At 46.6% G+C, this 18,734-nt stretch carries 20 protein-coding genes, 1 tRNA gene and 1 riboswitch; of the genes, 14 read left to right on the plus strand and 7 right to left on the minus strand.

The genetic code is table 11. The features are described from left to right. The first annotated feature begins 348 nt into the window (after positions 1 to 348). From guaB to QD47_RS14655, 10 genes are all read left to right on the plus strand, one after another. Entirely contained in the window at positions 349 to 1,806 is a 1,458-nt protein-coding gene (gene guaB, locus QD47_RS14615) for an IMP dehydrogenase (protein ID WP_044646827.1), read from the plus strand. A 319-nt stretch (positions 1,807 to 2,125) separates the two neighbouring features. Then, positions 2,126 to 3,514, plus strand: a complete 1,389-nt coding sequence (locus QD47_RS14620) for a D-alanyl-D-alanine carboxypeptidase family protein (RefSeq protein ID WP_044646828.1) — start codon at positions 2,126 to 2,128, stop codon at positions 3,512 to 3,514. Positions 3,515 to 3,656: 142 nt separating this feature from the next. Then, positions 3,657 to 4,538, plus strand: a complete 882-nt coding sequence (pdxS, locus tag QD47_RS14625) for a pyridoxal 5'-phosphate synthase lyase subunit PdxS (RefSeq protein ID WP_014279080.1) — start codon at positions 3,657 to 3,659, stop codon at positions 4,536 to 4,538. A 16-nt stretch (positions 4,539 to 4,554) separates the two neighbouring features. Further along, a complete protein-coding gene (pdxT, locus tag QD47_RS14630; RefSeq protein WP_044646829.1) occupies positions 4,555 to 5,121 on the plus strand; it encodes a pyridoxal 5'-phosphate synthase glutaminase subunit PdxT in 567 nt (188 codons plus the stop codon). Between the two features lie 36 nt (positions 5,122 to 5,157). Next, positions 5,158 to 6,441 (plus strand): serine--tRNA ligase, encoded by a 1,284-nt coding sequence (serS, locus tag QD47_RS14635; protein WP_044646830.1) that lies wholly within the window; start codon positions 5,158 to 5,160, stop codon positions 6,439 to 6,441. 90 nt (positions 6,442 to 6,531) lie between these two features. After that, positions 6,532 to 6,620: transfer RNA gene (locus tag QD47_RS14640), tRNA-Ser, on the plus strand. Between the two features lie 146 nt (positions 6,621 to 6,766). Continuing rightward, positions 6,767 to 7,108: a hypothetical protein gene (locus tag QD47_RS14645; protein ID WP_025683476.1), complete on the plus strand. Its 342-nt coding sequence runs from the start codon at positions 6,767 to 6,769 to the stop codon at positions 7,106 to 7,108. A gap of 26 nt (positions 7,109 to 7,134) precedes the next feature. Then, complete coding sequence (locus QD47_RS32550; protein WP_170970755.1) at positions 7,135 to 7,305, plus strand: hypothetical protein; 171 nt, start codon at positions 7,135 to 7,137, stop codon at positions 7,303 to 7,305. 71 nt (positions 7,306 to 7,376) lie between these two features. Then, positions 7,377 to 7,532: a small acid-soluble spore protein P gene (locus QD47_RS14650; RefSeq protein WP_044646831.1), complete on the plus strand. Its 156-nt coding sequence runs from the start codon at positions 7,377 to 7,379 to the stop codon at positions 7,530 to 7,532. A gap of 199 nt (positions 7,533 to 7,731) precedes the next feature. After that, positions 7,732 to 8,808, plus strand: coding sequence for a hypothetical protein (locus QD47_RS14655; RefSeq protein WP_044646832.1), 1,077 nt, complete (start codon positions 7,732 to 7,734; stop codon positions 8,806 to 8,808). Positions 8,809 to 8,894: 86 nt separating this feature from the next. On the opposite strand, the gene QD47_RS14660 is transcribed toward QD47_RS14655, so the two are convergent. Further along, positions 8,895 to 9,494 carry a GNAT family N-acetyltransferase gene (locus tag QD47_RS14660; protein WP_044646833.1) on the minus strand — a complete coding sequence of 200 codons (600 nt, stop codon included), beginning with the start codon at positions 9,492 to 9,494 and terminating at the stop codon, positions 8,895 to 8,897. A 92-nt stretch (positions 9,495 to 9,586) separates the two neighbouring features. Next, complete coding sequence (tadA, locus tag QD47_RS14665) at positions 9,587 to 10,087, minus strand: tRNA adenosine(34) deaminase TadA (protein ID WP_044646834.1); 501 nt, start codon at positions 10,085 to 10,087, stop codon at positions 9,587 to 9,589. Between the two features lie 328 nt (positions 10,088 to 10,415). Between tadA and QD47_RS14670 the strand changes: the two genes are divergently transcribed. Continuing rightward, a complete protein-coding gene (locus QD47_RS14670) occupies positions 10,416 to 12,719 on the plus strand; it encodes a PAS domain S-box protein (RefSeq protein ID WP_044646835.1) in 2,304 nt (767 codons plus the stop codon). A gap of 24 nt (positions 12,720 to 12,743) precedes the next feature. Next, positions 12,744 to 13,445, plus strand: coding sequence for a 23S rRNA pseudouridine(2604) synthase RluF (gene rluF, locus QD47_RS14675; RefSeq protein ID WP_044646836.1), 702 nt, complete (start codon positions 12,744 to 12,746; stop codon positions 13,443 to 13,445). Between the two features lie 134 nt (positions 13,446 to 13,579). Here rluF and motB read toward each other — a convergent pair whose 3' ends face one another. Together motB and motA are read right to left on the minus strand one after the other, a co-directional pair. Further along, positions 13,580 to 14,407 carry a flagellar motor protein MotB gene (gene motB, locus QD47_RS14680; RefSeq protein ID WP_044646837.1) on the minus strand — a complete coding sequence of 276 codons (828 nt, stop codon included), beginning with the start codon at positions 14,405 to 14,407 and terminating at the stop codon, positions 13,580 to 13,582. Further along, the gene (gene motA / locus QD47_RS14685) at positions 14,400 to 15,194 is read right to left on the minus strand and encodes a flagellar motor stator protein MotA (protein WP_044646838.1); all 795 of its coding nucleotides are present in this window, start codon (positions 15,192 to 15,194) and stop codon (positions 14,400 to 14,402) included. The genes motB and motA overlap by 8 nt, the downstream gene beginning before the upstream one ends. Before the next feature lie 187 nt (positions 15,195 to 15,381). On the opposite strand from motA, the gene QD47_RS14690 reads away from it, so the two are divergent. Beyond that, complete coding sequence (locus tag QD47_RS14690) at positions 15,382 to 15,675, plus strand: hypothetical protein (protein WP_044646839.1); 294 nt, start codon at positions 15,382 to 15,384, stop codon at positions 15,673 to 15,675. A gap of 118 nt (positions 15,676 to 15,793) precedes the next feature. Next, positions 15,794 to 16,093 (plus strand): 4a-hydroxytetrahydrobiopterin dehydratase, encoded by a 300-nt coding sequence (locus QD47_RS14695; RefSeq protein WP_007428083.1) that lies wholly within the window; start codon positions 15,794 to 15,796, stop codon positions 16,091 to 16,093. A gap of 75 nt (positions 16,094 to 16,168) precedes the next feature. Here QD47_RS14695 and QD47_RS14700 read toward each other — a convergent pair whose 3' ends face one another. From QD47_RS14700 to QD47_RS14710, 3 genes are all read right to left on the minus strand, one after another. Further along, positions 16,169 to 16,675, minus strand: coding sequence for a GNAT family N-acetyltransferase (locus tag QD47_RS14700; RefSeq protein ID WP_044646840.1), 507 nt, complete (start codon positions 16,673 to 16,675; stop codon positions 16,169 to 16,171). Between the two features lie 302 nt (positions 16,676 to 16,977). Further along, positions 16,978 to 17,478, minus strand: a complete 501-nt coding sequence (locus QD47_RS14705) for a C40 family peptidase (RefSeq protein ID WP_044646841.1) — start codon at positions 17,476 to 17,478, stop codon at positions 16,978 to 16,980. A 5-nt stretch (positions 17,479 to 17,483) separates the two neighbouring features. Further along, a riboswitch (cyclic di-AMP (ydaO/yuaA leader) is annotated at positions 17,484 to 17,621 on the minus strand. Between the two features lie 285 nt (positions 17,622 to 17,906). Then, the gene (locus QD47_RS14710; RefSeq protein WP_044646842.1) at positions 17,907 to 18,734 is read right to left on the minus strand and encodes a hypothetical protein; all 828 of its coding nucleotides are present in this window, start codon (positions 18,732 to 18,734) and stop codon (positions 17,907 to 17,909) included.

Below are 18,734 nucleotides of genomic sequence, written 5' to 3' on the forward strand. Positions count from 1 at the left end.
AAAAGTAAAAAGAACCATGATCTCCTTGAGATTGTGGTCTTTTTTGTGTATATTACGTTCCAGAACCTTATATGTAATCTCTAATCTGCCTTTTTCCAAGCGGGTTATTTTTTTATAAAAGGGTCGACTTTATCTCAGGAAACGCTTAATTATAAAGGATGTCCTCCCTGCGAGTACACTTGTTTGTACAGGGGAATACTAAAAGTTATGGCTGCTGAGGAAGGCTTGACACCCCTATACCGCTTTGCTAAGATTGCAATAATATATTTTCAGAGAGCCTTGATTTGTCCATGTCGGACAGACAACAAGACCAATACAGACTAAACAATTTGAAGGAGGATCATCTTGGTGTGGGAAGATAAATTCGGTAAGGAAGGCCTTACCTTTGACGATGTTTTGCTGGTACCTCGCAAGTCGGTGGTTCTGCCGAAAGAAGTAAGTGTAGCGACCCGTTTGAGTGATAACGTAAAGCTGAATATTCCTTTGATGAGTGCTGGTATGGATACTGTTACTGAGGCAGTTTTGGCAATTGCTATGGCTCGTGAAGGCGGTATCGGTATTATTCATAAGAATATGTCGATTGAACAGCAAGCAGTAGAGGTAGATAGAGTAAAACGTTCAGAGAGCGGTGTTATCACCAATCCATTTTCTTTGACTCCAGATCACTTGGTATCCGATGCTGAAGCTGTTATGGGTAAATATCGTATTTCTGGCGTACCTGTTGTAAACGAGGAAAATAAGCTGGTGGGTATTATTACGAACCGCGATCTTCGTTTTATTCACGATTTTAATCTTAAAATTAGTGAAGTTATGACGAAGGAAAAGCTGGTAACTGCACCTGTAGGTACGACCTTGCAGGAAGCAGAAGGTATTCTGCAAAAGCATAAAATTGAAAAACTTCCTTTGGTCGATGATGAAAATTACCTCAAAGGGCTTATCACTATTAAAGATATTGAGAAGGCTATTCAATTTCCAAACGCAGCGAAAGATGCACAAGGGCGTCTTCTGGTCGGTGCGGCTGTCGGTATTTCCAAAGATACGTTTGATCGGACTGAAGCACTCGTAAATGCAGGTGTGGATCTGATTGTTGTGGATTCTGCTCACGGTCATCATATTAACATTATTGAAGCGGTTCGCAAATTGCGTGATGCTTATCCTGATCTGACAATTGTAGCAGGTAATGTAGCTACTGGTGACGGAACGCGTGAACTGATTGAAGCCGGGGCTTCGGTTGTAAAAGTCGGCATTGGTCCAGGCTCTATCTGTACAACGCGCGTGATCGCCGGAATCGGTGTTCCGCAAGTAACAGCTATTTATGATTGTGCGACAGTAGCACGGGAATATAATATTCCGATTATTGCAGACGGTGGCATTAAATATTCCGGTGAAATTACGAAGGCCATTGCGGCGGGAGCTTCTGCGGTAATGCTGGGAAGTCTTTTTGCAGGTACGGAAGAAAGTCCAGGCGAATCCGAGATTTATCAAGGACGTCGCTTTAAAGTATATCGTGGTATGGGTTCCATGGCTGCGATGAAGCAAGGTAGTAAAGACCGGTATTTCCAAGATGACGACAAGAAGCTGGTACCGGAAGGCATCGAAGGGCGTGTCGCTTATAAAGGGCCACTATCCGACGCTGTTCATCAGCTGTTGGGCGGTCTTCGTTCCGGTATGGGATATTGTGGTACTGCTAATATCGAGGAGCTTCGTAATGATACGAGCTTTATCCGTATTACGGGTGCAGGTCTACGTGAAAGCCATCCGCATGATGTGCAAATTACGAAAGAAGCACCAAACTATTCATTATAAAGTTCGACTGTAGCAGACTTGACGACAGGCAGGGCGTATTTCGCTCTGCCTGTCTTTTTTTAGAGATACCCCTGTGATAGAATAGACAAGTGTCTGCCTTTTACAAATGGGTTGATGAAGTAAGGACAGGTTAGGACATAGGGCTTACTTAGTACCTGCTCATTCCAAGATAAGAGTAGAAAAAGTTGATCACTGGCTCCAACTGAGGAAACAAAGCGGAACTTTAAAACATTAATTTCATTGGCCTAGTAGAGGCTTTATCCACCGTTTCGTTATATATAGCGGATTGGGTTGAGGTACGAGAGGAGTTTGTATTCATTTGAAAGCGAACAATCATAAACAAAATAAGAAACGCAGCATGATTAAAAAGAGCGTAACAGCAGTCATGGTGCTTAATATGATGTACATGTCAGCATTGCCGGTTGTGGGCAATTTTGATCCGTCTGTAGCTACGTTTGCCGCCGGAGCGACAACAGAGGCGGTCAATATTACGGGGACAGGCTCTGTTAAGCCACCTAGTCTGGCGCTGCGCTCGGCTATCTTGATTGAGCCTTCCACAGGGCAGGTATTGCTGTCTATGAACCCGGATGAGCCGCTCCCACCAGCAAGTATGACCAAAATGATGACAGAGTACCTCGTAGCGGAGCAGGTCAAGCAAGGGAAACTCAAATGGACGGATAAGGTTACGGTTCAAGAGAATGCTGCCAAGAGCATCGGATCACGTATTTTTCTAGCTCAAGGTGATCAACATACGGTAGAAGAGCTGTATATTGCCATGGCGGTAGGCTCTGCTAATGATGCAACGGTAGCTCTTGCCGAGCGTGTGTCTGGAACCGAGCAGGACTTTGTAAAATTGATGAATGAAACAGCTCAGAAAATGGGCATGAAAAATACGTATTTCATCAACTCTACAGGGTTAGACCGTGGCGATATGCCTAAAGGGTTTCAACCGGATACCGATCGTGAAACCGTAATGACAGCGAGAGATGCAGCTACACTGGCTGGTAACATTATTAAGGATCACCCAGACTATACACGGTTTACGACGATTCAATCGTACAAGTTCCGCCCGACGGACAAGGCGCCGATTATTAACTACAACTGGATGTTAGAAGCAAACAAGAATATAACCAACTTTAAAAAGTTTGCTTATCCTGGTCTGGATGGAATGAAAACAGGTCATACGGCTAATGCAGGCAACTGTTTTACGGGAACAGCCGAACGCAACGGAATGCGTCTCATTAGTGTAGTTATGGGGGCTGACTCGGATGCGCACCGTTTTACCGAGACTGCTAAAGTATTAAACTATGGCTTTGATAATTTTGAAGTGAAGCAGGTAGTGGCTCCAAAGACGGTAGTTAAGGGTGCCGAAAATGTGCCTGTCTCCAAAGGCACAGAAACTGAAGTACCTGTTGTGACCAAAGATGCGGTAAGCTTTGTCGTACCTAAGGGTGCGGGCAATCCTAAAGTGACGTTTACAACCAATATTACACCGGAAAGCTCGCTCGTGGCACCTTTGAAGCAAGGGGCAAAAGTCGGAACGATTAGCTATACGTACAAAACGGATGGTGTGGAAAAAGGCCAGGTGAAAACCGTTGATCTGGTAACTACGACGGCTGTAGAAGAGGCTGGCTGGTTCCGTATGCTTTTCCGGGCAATTGGTAACTTCTTCGGTGATTTGTTCCAGGGCATTAAAAACCTGTTCTAATCGTCTGATTACCAGACAGATAGAGCCGAGGATTCTTGCTCTACCTTACGTATTTTGCGGATTGAAATGATTGTGTATTTGGCGTCTGTGCGGTAAAATATTAAGTTAGAATCTAAACGTAACCCTTACAGGAGGAAACGACATGGAAACGGGAACTTCACGTGTAAAAAGAGGTATGGCAGAGATGCAAAAAGGCGGCGTAATCATGGATGTCATGAACGCTGAACAGGCTAAAATTGCAGAGGCGGCAGGAGCTACAGCGGTAATGGCTCTTGAACGGGTGCCTTCAGATATCCGTGCAGCTGGCGGGGTTGCCCGTATGGCTGACCCAACGATTGTGGAAGAGGTCATGAAGGTGGTCTCTATTCCCGTTATGGCTAAGGCTCGTATCGGCCATTTTGTGGAGGCGAAGGTGCTGGAATCTCTGGGTGTTGACTATCTCGACGAGAGCGAAGTGCTGACGCCTGCGGATGAAGTTTTCCATATCGATAAGCGGGAGTTTACCGTTCCATTCGTATGCGGAGCCAAGGATCTGGGAGAAGCACTGCGTCGCATCGGCGAAGGAGCATCCATGATTCGTACAAAGGGTGAGCCTGGAACCGGAAATATTGTCGAAGCTGTTCGCCATATGCGTTTTATCAACGGCCAAATTCGCAAGGTGCAAAACCTTTCGAAGGACGAGCTGTATGCAGAAGCGAAAAACCTTGGCGTTGCTTACGAATTGTTGCTGGAAGTGCATGAGCACGGCAAGCTGCCAGTGGTCAACTTTGCTGCGGGCGGTGTAGCAACACCTGCCGATGCGGCATTGATGATGCATTTGGGCGCTGATGGTGTCTTCGTCGGTTCTGGTATTTTCAAATCCGATAGCCCTGAGAAATTTGCACGTGCCATCGTGGAAGCGACTACTCATTATACGGACTACAAGCTGATTGCAGAAGTGTCCAAGAATCTGGGCGCTCCAATGAAGGGCATTGAAATTTCCAAGCTGGCACCGCATGAACGCATGCAGGATCGTGGTTGGTAAGAAGGAAGGGACAGGCATGAAAATAGGAGTTCTGTCGCTGCAAGGTGCTGTGGCTGAGCATATACGAAGCGTTGAACGTGCGGGTGCAGAAGGTGTGGCGGTGAAGAAGATCGAGCAGCTCGATGAGCTGTCCGGTCTTATCATTCCCGGCGGTGAAAGCACGACGATTGGCAAGCTGATGCGCAAGTATGACTTTATTGATGCCATACGCCAGTTTTCCGATCAAGGCAAGCCTATCTTCGGCACTTGTGCGGGGTTGATTGTGCTGGCCAAAACGGTTCAAGGACAGGAAGAAGCCCATCTGGGACTGATGGATATTACGGTGTCACGTAATGCTTTTGGTCGCCAGCGGGAAAGCTTTGAAACAGACTTGGATATTAAAGGGATTGAGGAACCGGTTCGTGCTGTGTTTATACGCGCGCCATTAATACAGTCTGTTGGAACGGGAGTAGATGTGCTGTCTGAGTATAACGGCGAGATCGTGGCGGCACGTCAGGGTCGTTTGCTGGCTTCATCCTTCCATCCAGAATTAACGGACGATTACCGGTTACATCAGTATTTTGTAGATATGGTCCGCGAATAGCGGAAAGTCAGGTTTGTAGTGTAGGAGGGATTACCTGTGTTAGATATAAAGATTTTACGTAATGAGCTTGGTCGGGTTGAAAAAGCTTTGCAAAATAGGGGAAAATCTCTGGATCTGATAAATGGCTTTACGGATCTGGATGTGCGTCGTCGTGAGTTGCTTCAGGAAAGTGAAGCGCTCAAAAATCGCCGAAATGTCGTATCCGGTGAAGTAGCCAAGTTGAAGAAGAATAAAGAAAATGCGGACGACCTTATTGTTGAGATGCGTCAGGTTTCCGACCGTATTAAAGAATTGGATGAGCAAGTGCGCGAGCTGGAGGTCCAGATCGACGGGCTGGTGATGTCCATTCCGAATATCCCCAATGAGTCGGTGCCTGTAGGTGCTTCAGAGGAGGATAATGTAGAGATTCGTCGTTGGTCGGAGCCACGCGAGTTTTCTTTTATGCCAAAAGCACATTGGGAGCTGGCACAGGAGCTGGATATTCTCGATTTTGAGGCGGCAGCCAAGGTGACAGGTTCCCGTTTTACGTTCTACAAAGGACTGGGAGCACGTCTGGAGCGTGCGCTGATTAACTTTATGATGGATTTGCATAGTAGTGAGCATGGTTATGAGGAAATGCTGCCTCCATACATTGTGAATCGGGATAGCCTGTATGGCACGGGACAGCTTCCGAAGTTTGAAGAGGATTTGTTCAAGCTGCGCGATACCGAGTATTATCTCATTCCTACGGCTGAAGTTCCGGTAACGAACTATCACCGCGAAGAGATTATGAACGCGGATCAGCTTCCAAAAAATTATGTGGCATACAGCTCTTGCTTCCGCTCTGAGGCAGGATCGGCAGGAAGGGATACACGTGGCTTGATCCGCCAGCATCAGTTCAATAAGGTAGAGATGCTTAAGCTGGTTCACCCGGACACCTCCTATGAGGAACTGGAGAAAATGACGAACAATGCAGAGCGTGTTTTGCAACTGCTTGGACTTCCATATCGTGTGCTGGCACTGTGCACCGGGGATATGGGCTTCACGTCTGCCAAAACGTATGATCTGGAAGTGTGGCTGCCTGAGAGTGGCATGTACCGCGAAATTTCTTCTTGTTCCAATACAGAGGACTTCCAGGCGCGTCGTGCTAACATCCGGTTTCGGCCGGAGCCGAAAGCAAAGCCTGAATTTGTACATACACTGAACGGTTCAGGATTGGCTGTAGGACGCACAGTGGCTGCTATTTTGGAGAATTATCAGCAGGAGGACGGAAGCGTTGTAATTCCGGAAGTGCTGCGTTCATACATGCGAGGCGCAGAAGTTATTGCTCCCAAACAGTAAGGATTGCATTCGTTTAAAGTCTGTGGTAAAATAATTTTGTTGCGCCTGAGTTTATTTTAAATGGGAAGCAAATTTATCCAATTACCACCTGGAGAGGTACCGAAGCGGTCATAACGGGGCGGTCTTGAAAACCGTTAGAGTGCAAGCTCACATGGGTTCGAATCCCATCCTCTCCGCCATTATTATAAATGAGCCAAGCCATTCGAATACGATTAGCTGATACATTAGCCTTTAAGCGCTGATGATTAGAGATCGTAAAGGATGGCTTTTTTGTTGTATAAAAAGCCTGTTTTTTTCACACGCTATCAGATGTGGAGGTGCTGGCATGAATCGAGAAATGACAGTAGATCAGCAAAAGCTGGTAGAGGCTTGGCAGGAACAACTGCCGAGACTTTTGAATTCAGGGGATAAATCACAGGTACAAGCAGATGAAGCAGACAACCGGACTATACGAATCCATATTGAGGTAGAGGGCCGACAAATGTACTCCTTTGATTTTGCATGTACTTATGTAGATTCTCGGGAAGTGCAGGTTAGCTTGGTCGATGTAGAACGGGACGGACAGTCTGTGGATGAACGAACAGATATTATTCAGCAGCTGGTGTCCGATTACACTCGACATATTCACCAGTGTGCTCAGACGTTACAGTCATTGACGCATTCGTAGTCATGAAGGAATGAGGGGGAAGCTACATGACAAAAGCCAAAAACGGACTGGATAAAAACCTGTCTAACATTGTGGATGATTTGGAGCAGCGTCCGGTTAACAGTCATCAGGCACAGCAAGTGCAGCAGGATCGTAATGACCGCCGTCATCAGGATGCACTTAACCATGATAAAACAGAAGACCTGCACCATCAATAGTCCTACTTTAAATGGTAATAAACGGATTTACTTAGGTATTTAAAAATAGTCTGAGAACGGAGGATGCATAAATGAGCAAGCCTAAAGCCGTTCCTGTTCCCGAGGCACAGGACCCCGGTGAAGGAAACGAAAAGCGTGAGCGTAATCATCAACAGGAGCCACTATCTGGTTCCAAAAAGGTGAAGCAGCGGAATCACGTAGACCATCACAACAGAGAAGGATCATAAGCAGTTAGACTTTTTGCCTAAAAATATAGTGAAGTACAGGACACCCTGGTTAAAGAATCAGGGTGTCTTTGTGCTTATTGTAAGAAAATTTTCCAATAAGTGTTTCATTGCCTGTGAATATGCGGTAAAATAGAGGGGTGTGTATTTTTTTTGTTAGTATTATAAAAGGGGTTAATTACGAGAGGAGAGAATCTACACAATGAGTAAAAAGTTATCCATCTTGGTACTCACTATGGTGTTGCTTTTGACGGTAGCCCTGGTAGGTTGTAGCAAGAAAGTAGAACCAAAGGAAGCTGTTACGAACGGTACTGCTAATGCAATGAAATTGACTTCTTATGAATCCAAAAGTCAATTTACGGTTAAAGATCTGGCGATCACATCTGCTTCCCTTCCAAGCGAGCAAAGCGCAATGGTAACGAGCATGCTGAAAAATGCAGACATTACGCTGGATGGCGTATATCAAAAAGAACCTCTACAATCTGAAATGACGCTGGGCATTCATTTGAAAGGTGATCTTTCCACCAGCTTTACCATTCCAATGGTTATGACCAAGGATAAATTGTACGTTAAAATTCCGAACGTTCCATTTTACCCGCTTCCACAGGAAGTTGTAGGCAAATTCCTGATTATTGATCCGCAGGAGCTGGCTAAACAGTCTGGACAAGAATTTAACCCTGCATCAATGGATCAGGAAAAATCGCAGAAATTTGCGAATGAAGTCATTGCTGCTATTCTGGGTGAGTATGATCAAGCAACGTACTTCTTTGATATTGATCCTAAGGATGCTAAATTGCCACAAGGCATTAAAGCTAAACAAGTGGTTCAGTTTAAAATAACGAACGACAATGTGAAGCAAGCGACAAATACATTTATCACTAAGGCGCTTCCTAAAGTCCTTGATGTGATGTCTAAAGATGAGTATGCTGGTATGCTGCAAGTGAAAAAAGAAGAGTTGGCTGAAGCGAAGAAAGAACTGCAATCCAACACCAGCGAAGTTAGCAAAAAGCTGGATGAGTTGAAAAACTATTTGACTGTGAAACAGTTCGACATTAACACAGCCTTGAACAAGGATGATATTCCTGTGTATCAAGACCTGAATGCGAATGTAGAGATGAATGATCCGACCACAAAAGATAACGTAAAATTGTCTGTGACTGGCTACACGCAATACAGCAAAATCAATGAAAAAGCAACATTTAAAGTGGGTATTCCAACAGGGGACCAAGTCCTGACGATCGAACAATTTCAACAAAAAATGCAAACCGTTGCTCCTTAAGTAAAGGAATGACGTGATTGTAAAGGCATTATCCATATGATGTGATGCGAAAAAAACCGCTTGGCTTAGAGCCAGACGGTTTTTTGTCATATATGGCTCTGAGCAGATGGTGTAGCGGTCCAGGTCTGCCACACGTTATCCTCGGCTAAAAGCCCGAACATTCGATGATCCTGCCATGTCCCTTGAATTTGTACCAGCTTGCGAGCAATACCTTCAGGCTGAAAGCCGCACTTTTGCAGTACACGCTGTGAGCGCTCGTTATGCAGCAGGGTACCGGCCTGAAGACGGTGAAGCGATAGGGCGCGGAAGGCAAATTGTATGGCCAGCTTCAAAGCTGCGGTCATATGTCCTTTGCCTTGTTCGTGCTGATCCATCATGTAGCCGATATCGGCGAATTGTCCCACGCCGCGCACAAGATTAGAAATAGAGATATACCCGACGAGACGCTCGTCCTCCAAGAGAAAGATACCGAACGAATATCCCCGATCCTCCTCTGCTTGACGCAATTTCTGACGGATATATTCCTGCTGTTCTTCCAGCGTAAAAAATGAGTCGCCGTGAAGTGGCTCGTACGGCGCATGAGACTCCCTATTTGTAAGCCTGAGGGCAAGTAGGGCTTCACTATCCGCCAGCCTAAATGGTCGCAACAAGATACCTTGAGGCGTGTTATACAAGCTCATAGGCATGGGCTGATCTCCTTCCATGGGAAATTAGCAATGAGACGTAAATAACGGCTGCACCACTGGTTGTGTATAAGTAAGCGATCTAGCTCCCATCCTCAGGATGAAGACGGTGGGGAAAACAACTTGGCAGCGGCTCTTTTTTGCCGGAGCTGACGGAAAAAATCCGTCAGCAGCGAGGCGCATTCCTCTTGAAGAATGCCGCTGATCACCTCAGTGCAATGATTGAATCGAGGCTCCTGCAGGAGATTCATCAGCGTGCCCGCACAGCCTGCTTTCGGATCGGTGGTGCCGTAGATTAAATAGGGAACCCGTGATTGTACAATGGCTCCGGCGCACATGGGACACGGCTCCAGAGTGACATACAGCCTGCAATCCAGCAGGCGCCAGGCCCCCAGATGCTCGCTGGCCTGACGAATGGCGACCATTTCGGCATGTGCTGTCGGGTCAGCGTTTGTCTCACGCAAGTTGTAACCGCGACCTATGATTTCATTATCTTTTACGATGACAGCTCCGATGGGCACTTCACCCAACGCTTCTGCCTTATACGCTTCTTGAATAGCTTCTTTCATCCAATAAGCGTGATCTATCGTGGTCACTGGTAAAAATGCTCCTTTCAAATGCGAATTATCCAACGAACAAATATTCCGTTGTTAACATGATGTGAATAATTTTGTGGATAACACGGCACTTATCCACAGGTTTATCCACAGTTCATAATAAAAGCTGTGTATTTGTGGACGACTTGTGGATGATTATCTTATTATATTGTAGGCAAACGTTCGTATATTGACAACTGTATACAAGCTGTGTGTATTTATGTTTATCCGGGAAATGTAAATGCTGGTATCACAGGCGGTATTACGGTATCATTGAGTTAGCAATTGCCAGTAATCGCCAGCATACGGCAAGAGGTGAGAAATCAGTGTGTCGATAAAAATCAAAATTACGATCATTTTGTCGGGGTCCGTTCTGTTCATCCTTTTGTTAAATATTGCACTCAACTATTACACGACCCACGAAAATTTAAGAAGTGACAGCGAAACGAAAATGGTTCTGACGGCCAAGACTATTGGAGGTGCCATTGAACAAGCTCAACAAAGCTGGGAGGCTGTCGACAAGCAGCTTGGATATAATTTGTGGCTCTTTGCCACGCTGGCTGCCAGCAAGCTAGATCCTGATATCGATCATATTACGCAGGAACAACTCGAACAGATGACCAAGCGCAGCGGGGATATTGATATTTCCTTGATGGTGCGTGATGGAAAGGGGTATAAGGTCGCCAAATCGTCGAATCCGAAAGAAATCATATCTGGCGATCCGTTGACCAGCTATTGGAAAAATGCAGTTGATCAATTATATGAGCATGGACAGGCTGGATTGGTGCATGGTCAACATCTGGAACATTTTTGGACTGGAGCATTTGACTATACAGGCTCAGATGCCACCCATATTAACAAGTGGGGATTTTATTATGACCAGAAGCGCAACTATATGATCCGAATCTCCTTTCAGGACAGTGAAGTACAAAATTTTATACCGATTCTCAACCCCGATGAAATCGTAAAGCAAACCCAACAAGTGGATTACCGCATCATGGAGATAACAGGAATTAACCCCACAACCTTCGGTGGCGCTACGATGGACAATCATGGAAACGACCGAAAATATTATTACATGTACAATAAGCCTATCCGATTCGGCACTTATCAACTAGCGAGGGTGCAGGAGGATCGTTTGGCTGTTTCCAAGGCGATTTTCTCCGGGGAGAGTATTGTACAGGACTGCTATATTAAAGGCCAACGGGTCCTCGTCAGTTACATACCATTTTATCCGGCTAACCGTGATGCCTATGTCATTCGAATTGTTATGAATTATGATACGATCTCTTCCGTTATTTATAAGCAATTAATCAGTCTGATTGCCATTTCTATTGTTTTACTAGAGGTTGTGATCATTGGCAGTTATGTGCTGGCAAGCTTGTTTGTCCGTCCAATTCAGTCGATATTGGGAAAAGTGAACGAGATGGCCGATGGCCATTTTGACACACGGCTACAAGTTAAGGGTGGTCATGAGCTTGCACAACTAGGTGAGCGCATCAATGCGATGGCCTATAACCTTGGGATGTATACACGGAGACTCGAACAGATGTATGAGGAGAACCGTTCTGTTAAGGAGCATTTAGAGTCTGTCATTAATCAGACCGCTGATGCGATTCATGTGACCGATCAGGAGGAGCGTGTCATCCGGGTCAATCATGCTTTTGAAGCCTTGTACGGCTGGACCAAAAAAGAATTGGTCGGGCGTAAACTCCAGTTCGTACCGCCACAGCAAGAGGAAGAGTACGAATTTCAGAAGGAAAGATTGCTTCAGGGAGAGAGTATGGTGTCTATTGAGTCCATTCGAATGCGTAAGGATGGAAGTACGGTAGAGATTAGTATGAGTACATCGCCCATTTTGGATGAAGAAGGCCAAATTCTGGGATTCATCAGCGTCTCGCGGGATATTACAGGCCGCAACCGGATGGAGGAATTGCTGCGCAGATCGGAGAAGCTGACGACGGTAGGACAACTGGCGGCAGGGGTGGCGCACGAAATTCGTAATCCGCTGACCACGCTGCGCGGGTTTCTCCAGTTACAGCAGCAAAATAAAGCGCTGAATCTGAAGCATAACGATATTATGCTGTCCGAGCTGGATCGTATTAATCTGATCGTTAGCGAATTTTTAATATTGGCAAAGCCGCAGGCTGTACATTTTCAGAAAAAAGATGTGCGCTATATTGTGAGTGACGTTATTTCCTTGCTCGATAGTCAGGCGCATCTGCTGGGCATTGTGTTCAATCTTGAAGTAACGGAGGAGCCTGCCTTCGTATATGCCGAAGAAAATCAGTTAAAGCAGGTATTCATTAATTTGCTTAAAAATAGTATGGAGGCCATGAGCAAGGGTGGTACGATAACGATTCATTTGTTCTTGGAGGGAGAAAGCGTTAAAATCTTCATACGGGACCAAGGGACGGGCATTCCAGCAGAGATGCTGTCCAAGCTGGGGGAACCTTTTTTCACAAACAAAGAAACAGGTACAGGACTCGGACTTATGGTCAGCCAGCGTATTATACAGAGTCATAAAGGCACACTGGATATTGAAAGTATAGAGGGAGAGGGAACGACAGCCCTTGTGCAGCTTCCAACTGCCGAGCCTGAGCAACTGGACGGGCAGCAGAAGGAAGCGTGACAGTAGAAATGGAGGGTACACAGGTTGCGCATTAACAAGTTTATCAGCGAAACCGGTTTTTGCTCGCGCCGGGAGGCGGACAAGCTGGTAGAGAGCGGCCGCGTGACGATTAACGGCGAGGTGGCGGTGCTGGGCAGTCAGGCGGAGGAGGGCGACGATGTCCGTGTGAACGGCAAGCCACTCCGCGAGAAGTCCGGTCACGTATATATTGCTTTGAACAAGCCGGTGGGGATTACAAGCACGACAGAGAGCCACATTCAAGGGAATGTTGTCGACTTTGTGGGGCACCCGCAGCGGATTTTTCCAATCGGACGTCTGGATAAAGATTCGGAAGGTCTTATTTTACTTACCAATGACGGAGACATTGTGAATAAGATTTTACGGGCGGAAGGCAAGCATGAGAAGGAATATATCGTAACGGTGGATCGACCCGTCACACCATCTTTTGTGCAGGGGATGTCCACAGGTGTAAAAATACTCGGTCAGCGAACGCTCCCCTGCGAAGTGACGCGTGTATCTGAGTATGTATTCCGCATCATATTGACGGAAGGGAAAAACCGTCAGATCCGGCGCATGTGTGCTGCCTTCAGCTATGAGGTGAAGAAGCTGCAACGTCTGCGGATTATGAATATTCGATTGGGGTCGCTTCAGAGAGGCGCCTGGCGTGACCTGACAGAGACGGAGAAGCAGGAGCTAGGTGAGATGCTGAATTATACACTCAGCTAAACCTGAGGGCTTCTCATGGCTGATAGATGGCAGGGCAATGGATAGGACAAGGGGCAGAGTGGAATAGCACAATGAAAAGGCACCAGCTGCATAAAAAATGCGGCGGTGCCTTTGTCTATATAACATATACATAATCAACCTTCATTCGAGCTTGAGGTAGGACTGATAACTTGTGTGCCGTTCTGATATTTACGTAGTACGGAAATTTCGACACGGCGGTTTTTGGAGCGTCCTTGACCATCCTGATTGCTTGCTAGTGGACGATACTCACCATAACCGATGGATACAAATTTGGTTGGATCAAGCTGCGGATTGAGCAGCAAAATGCGCAAGAAATTCAGAGATCGTTTGGCACTCAAATCAAAGTTGGACGGAAACTGACTATTGGAAATCGGCACATTATCTGTATGGCCTGATACGATGACATCATATCCGGGAAATTGCTGGAGCATGCTGGAGATGGACTTGGCCAGCTTTCGTGCTTCCGGTTTTACCTCAGCCTGACCCGATGAAAACAAGGCGTTATCGCTAATGGTGATCATGAGCTGGGATTGGTTCAGCTTCGTATTGAGCAGCGGAGTCAGACCATTATTTTCAATATACTGATCCATCTGCTTTTTGAGCTTTTTCAAATCTTCTTCTTCCCGCTGGGCGAGTTGCTTTTGCAGTTCAGCCGTAGAAGTGGCTTTAGACTTTATAGGTTGTGTTACCTGTTCTTTATTTTTGCCCATATCTGCGGATTGTGACGATGGATTGGCGGCAGAGTGATCCAGTATGCCGGTGCCGCCACTAAAAGCCGCACTCATGGATTGAGCCATAGTTTCAAATTTTTTGGCGTCGATCGCACTCATCCCGAATAAGACGATGAAAAGAGCTAGCAGAAGGGTCATCAAGTCGGAATATGGCAACAGCCAGCTTTCGTCGGCATGCTCCTCGTGCGGTTCATGTCTTTTTTTACTCACCGGAATCCCCATCCTTCTTGGTCAGGGTAGCCCGTTCGGTTGGAGTCAGGAATATCGTCAGCTTCTGGCTGATCGCAATGGTGGATATACCTGATTGAATTGAGAGCAGGCCTTCGACCATCATCAATTTAAGCTCCACTTCTTTTTTGGATAACCGTTTCAGCTTATTGGACATTGGATGCCACAGGACATAACCTGTAAAAATACCAAGCAACGTCGCAATAAAGGCTGCCGCGATGGCATGAGACAGCTTGGCCATGTCACTAAGATCGGCCAGAGCGGCAATCAGACCTACGACGGCACCGAGTACCCCGAGCGTTGGAGCGTACATACCAGCCTGAGAGAAAATCAGCGCGCCGGAGCGGTGTCGATCCTCGGTGGCGTTAATGTCCTCCATTAGAACATCCCGCACGAATTCCTGATCATTACCATCAATAATCATACGCATACCACCACGCATAAAGGGATCGTCGATCTCCTCTACCTTGGATTCCAGCGCAAGCAGACCTTCGCGACGGGTAATGGATGCCCATTCGGTAAACGTGCCGATGAGCTCTTTACGGTCCAAAAGCTTTTGTTCCGTGAAAATAACCTTGAACAGTTTTGGAATCCGTTTGATTTCTTCCATCGGGAAGGCCATAAAAATACTTGCTGCCGTTCCGACAAAAATAATCATGTAAGCAGCGGGGTTGTTGACCAAGTTGATTACTGGCGCGCCTTTGAGAATCATCCCGACGACCAATGACACAATCCCGAGTACAAGTCCGATAATGGTTGAAATTTGCATGATACACCTCATCCATGAGAATAGATTTTGAATCCTTTCATGCCGCCGGGGTCGTCCTTGCCCCAGGCACGTCATTACAAGACGGATTATAGTATTTATCGACAAAACTCTCTTTTTTGTTAAGTACGAATTTCCGGTATAATAAGGTGATTATGTAATGAATGGTGGAAGAATTGGAGGAAATGGCATGGGAGTGAAGCACGGACGGGAGTATGAACAAATTTTGAACGATTTGACAGAGGCTGTGGGACGCATTCCAGATAGCTATGAATTTTTCGAAATGGAAGCAGAAGATTGGGACAGGCTGGACCCGGCAGGGCGTCAGGAAGTCAATGAAGCGCTGGCTGAAGACCTGTTTTATGCACTGAGTACAGAGCCCGTTATCACTGTGGGCAGCGGCGTTGTCATCTATGAACCGGAGCAGCACCGTATCTATGTGCTCATTGGAGATGAGGAGTTGACGTCGGTACCTTTGATTTGAGCAGGCCGTTTTATAGATTTATCAACGGGGCCGTGGTAATATGGACACCAATATATCGTAGTTTTGGTCGCATTCAAGCGGCTGAAAGGCTTCCGTATAAACAGGGAGGAGTCGTATCATGCCTTTTACACAAGAAGAGATTGAAGCACATCTGGAGAAGCTGGAGGGCTGGGAACTGGAGGAAGGACGATGGATTGTCCGGAAATATAATTTTTCCAGTTTTATGAAAGGGATTGCATTCGTGGATGAAGTTGCTGCTATATCGGAAGCATTTAATCATCATCCATTTATTACGATTGATTATAAGACCGTGACCCTGCGTTTAACCTCCTGGGATGACGGTGGCATTATGGCCGTGGATATTAAGGAAGCCCAACAATATAATGAAGCTTTTGAGAAAATGCGTAGCAGTCATTGAGCTAATCGTGGCCTACCGTATGATAAAAGCGCCTTCGATATACAACAATGCAGTTGTATGCCGAAGGCGCTTTTATCATAGAACACGAGGCTGGTGGTCAGGATGATACACCATACAATGAAACGGCTTCTTGCCATCGGGAGTCTGACGTTCATAGGTATCCGTAAGCTCAAATCCGGCTGCCTTGTAAGCCCGGATGGCGCGCCCATTCCAGGTCAGCACCTCCAGATCAATTTCATTCTCAGGGTTGCGTCGTCTGGCTTCCTCGGCAATAGCACGGACAAATTCGGCGCCTCTGCCATGCCCGCACAATCCGGGATGCATTCCCAGACCCAGCCGGGTCACGCCAATCATCGGGAAATATTGAGCAAATCCGGTTAGTATGTTCTCGTCATCCAGTACGGCTACATATTGCTCCTGGCGGAGCGTGGGGCTTCCAAATTCGACCTCAAGCGCCTTCATTTGTTCCCAAGGTAGCCAGCCGTATATATTGTAGGGTGGATCATAGCGCCACTCACATATCGCAGCCGCCTGCTGCTCGTCCATCGGCACGATTCGGTAGTTAGATATTGAGGCCGGCATGTTTTCCCATCCTCCTTTTACAAGTACTTAAACTATTAACAACAGATTGTAGACAAGTTGCAGGGGATTGGCAAGCGTGTTTATTTCATACCCAAGTCGGGTATACATTCAATAAGAAGGCTTTACTGCTCATATGCTCCCCCGCCGTGACGGTAAAACCGACGATGTTCGCAAAAACTGAAACCTTTTGAGGTGTCAGTTCGTCAGTAAAGTTAACGTTTCTGATGTTGCGGACATAAAAAACCGCAATTCGATTCCGGCCAGAATCCAATTGCGGCTCAGGTTAGCTTGCTGTTCGTTAGTTATTCTACGTTGTCGTCATCAGGAGTTTCAGAAGCTACAGCGTGGTAAGCATCTGTGCTCATAATTCTTTTGGCACCGACATATCGGTTAGCGTAATAATTTTCGTTCAGTGAGCTAACAACTACACCACGTGAAGATGAGGAGTGGGCAAATTTCCCTTCACCCATGAAGATACCTACATGGGAAATGCCTCTACCTGTGGTGTTGAAGAACACCAGGTCTCCAGGTCTCATTTCATCGCGGGATACGGAAGATCCCATTTTGAATTGTGATCCGGATTGATGCGGCAGTTTAATTCCCAGTTTTTGATATACATACATTGTGAAGCCGGAGCAATCGAATCCGTCGAGTGTAGTGCCTCCGCTTCTGTAGCTCGTTCCTTTGGTATCTTGGATGACCTGGTCCATCTTGGAGTCTGCAAATGCACTGCCGCCACCGAATGTAAAAGATGTAAAGGCAATGGCAAGACCCATGGCTGCGATTGTTAGTTTCTTCTTCAAAAAAAATATACCCCTTCCAATGCCTGCGAGGTTAGCTTAAGGATTCGGTAGAAGGTTCCCCTATGACCACTCTGTTGCGAGATCAATTCACCCAAACTGGTTCCCCCGCTTCCTAGGTGCCAGGAATTAGGCTTAACTTAAGATGTGCACCTTGGAGAGCAGTATTCACGATAACGATGTTTTTAAGGTAAAGGTTACAATAAAGATTACAAAGTTGTTACTATCAGTTCACTGCGATTATTGTAACAAAGTTGGCTGGCTTTGGCAAATGTTTCATCGCAAAAAGTTACAAAAAAATCTGCTCCCTTTATCGCGGGAACAGATTTTGTTAAGAGTATTCAGTTATGTGCCATTTTCATGGATAGGAATGGATATAGATAGTCGCCTTTCGACAGCCAGAAATTGCTCAGGAGGAACGGAGTGGGGGTTCAACCTCTGCCGGAGATATCGGTATGCCATAGGCGGTACTGTGAACTGATGTGCCATAGCCTGACCAGACTGGTAACAAAATGATACGTTTGCTGGAGAATGAGTGCCAGCATGCCAGTCCAAATCATCGCCACCGTGCCGAATAGACCAAGGACAAGCAGCACACCTGCGCCGAGCAGAAGCGAAATACCGATAGCCGGGAGGATTTGGCGAAAGAAGGCGAGCAGCGACGACAGTATGGCGTGACCACCTACGGTGCCTAACTGCATGTACAGGATGCACTGGCGGATGAACCAGCCATAGGCGATCCAACCGATGGCATAGGGCAGCACATGCAGCAGATAGGCGGGAGATTGCAGCGCCCCGGCTACGATAGGGTAGAGCCTCGGCACCACCCAGAAAGCAGGGAGCAGCAAGAGCCCAAGCTCGATGACGTAATAGATCAGCGATGATAAACCATGACGTTTCATTCCACGGAAAAAAGACAGACTTTGCGGCTCGGTCGCATGGGTGTGCAGACTTTGGTATATTCCCGCCCGGATGAAGGGGGTAATCAGTATACGCAGCACCGTTGCCCCCAGTAGTATCCACAGATACATATGAACCTCTCGGTTGTCTGTCAGGGCAATCTGGCTCTCCATCCAAAACAAGGTCTGCCCCAGTTCATTTTGACCCTGATCAGGGTAGCGCAGTAGCAGGGGAGTAACGGCGGATTGTACCACCCGATAGAGAAAAACGCCCCATAGCAGTCGATACAGAAACAGAATGATGACAATATAAAATTGTATGCGCACAAGCGCCCAGCCTTCTTTTATAACGGTACGCAT

Origin of the sequence: Paenibacillus terrae, from assembly GCF_000943545.1 — a bacterium.
Lineage (GTDB): Bacteria > Bacillota > Bacilli > Paenibacillales > Paenibacillaceae > Paenibacillus > Paenibacillus terrae_A.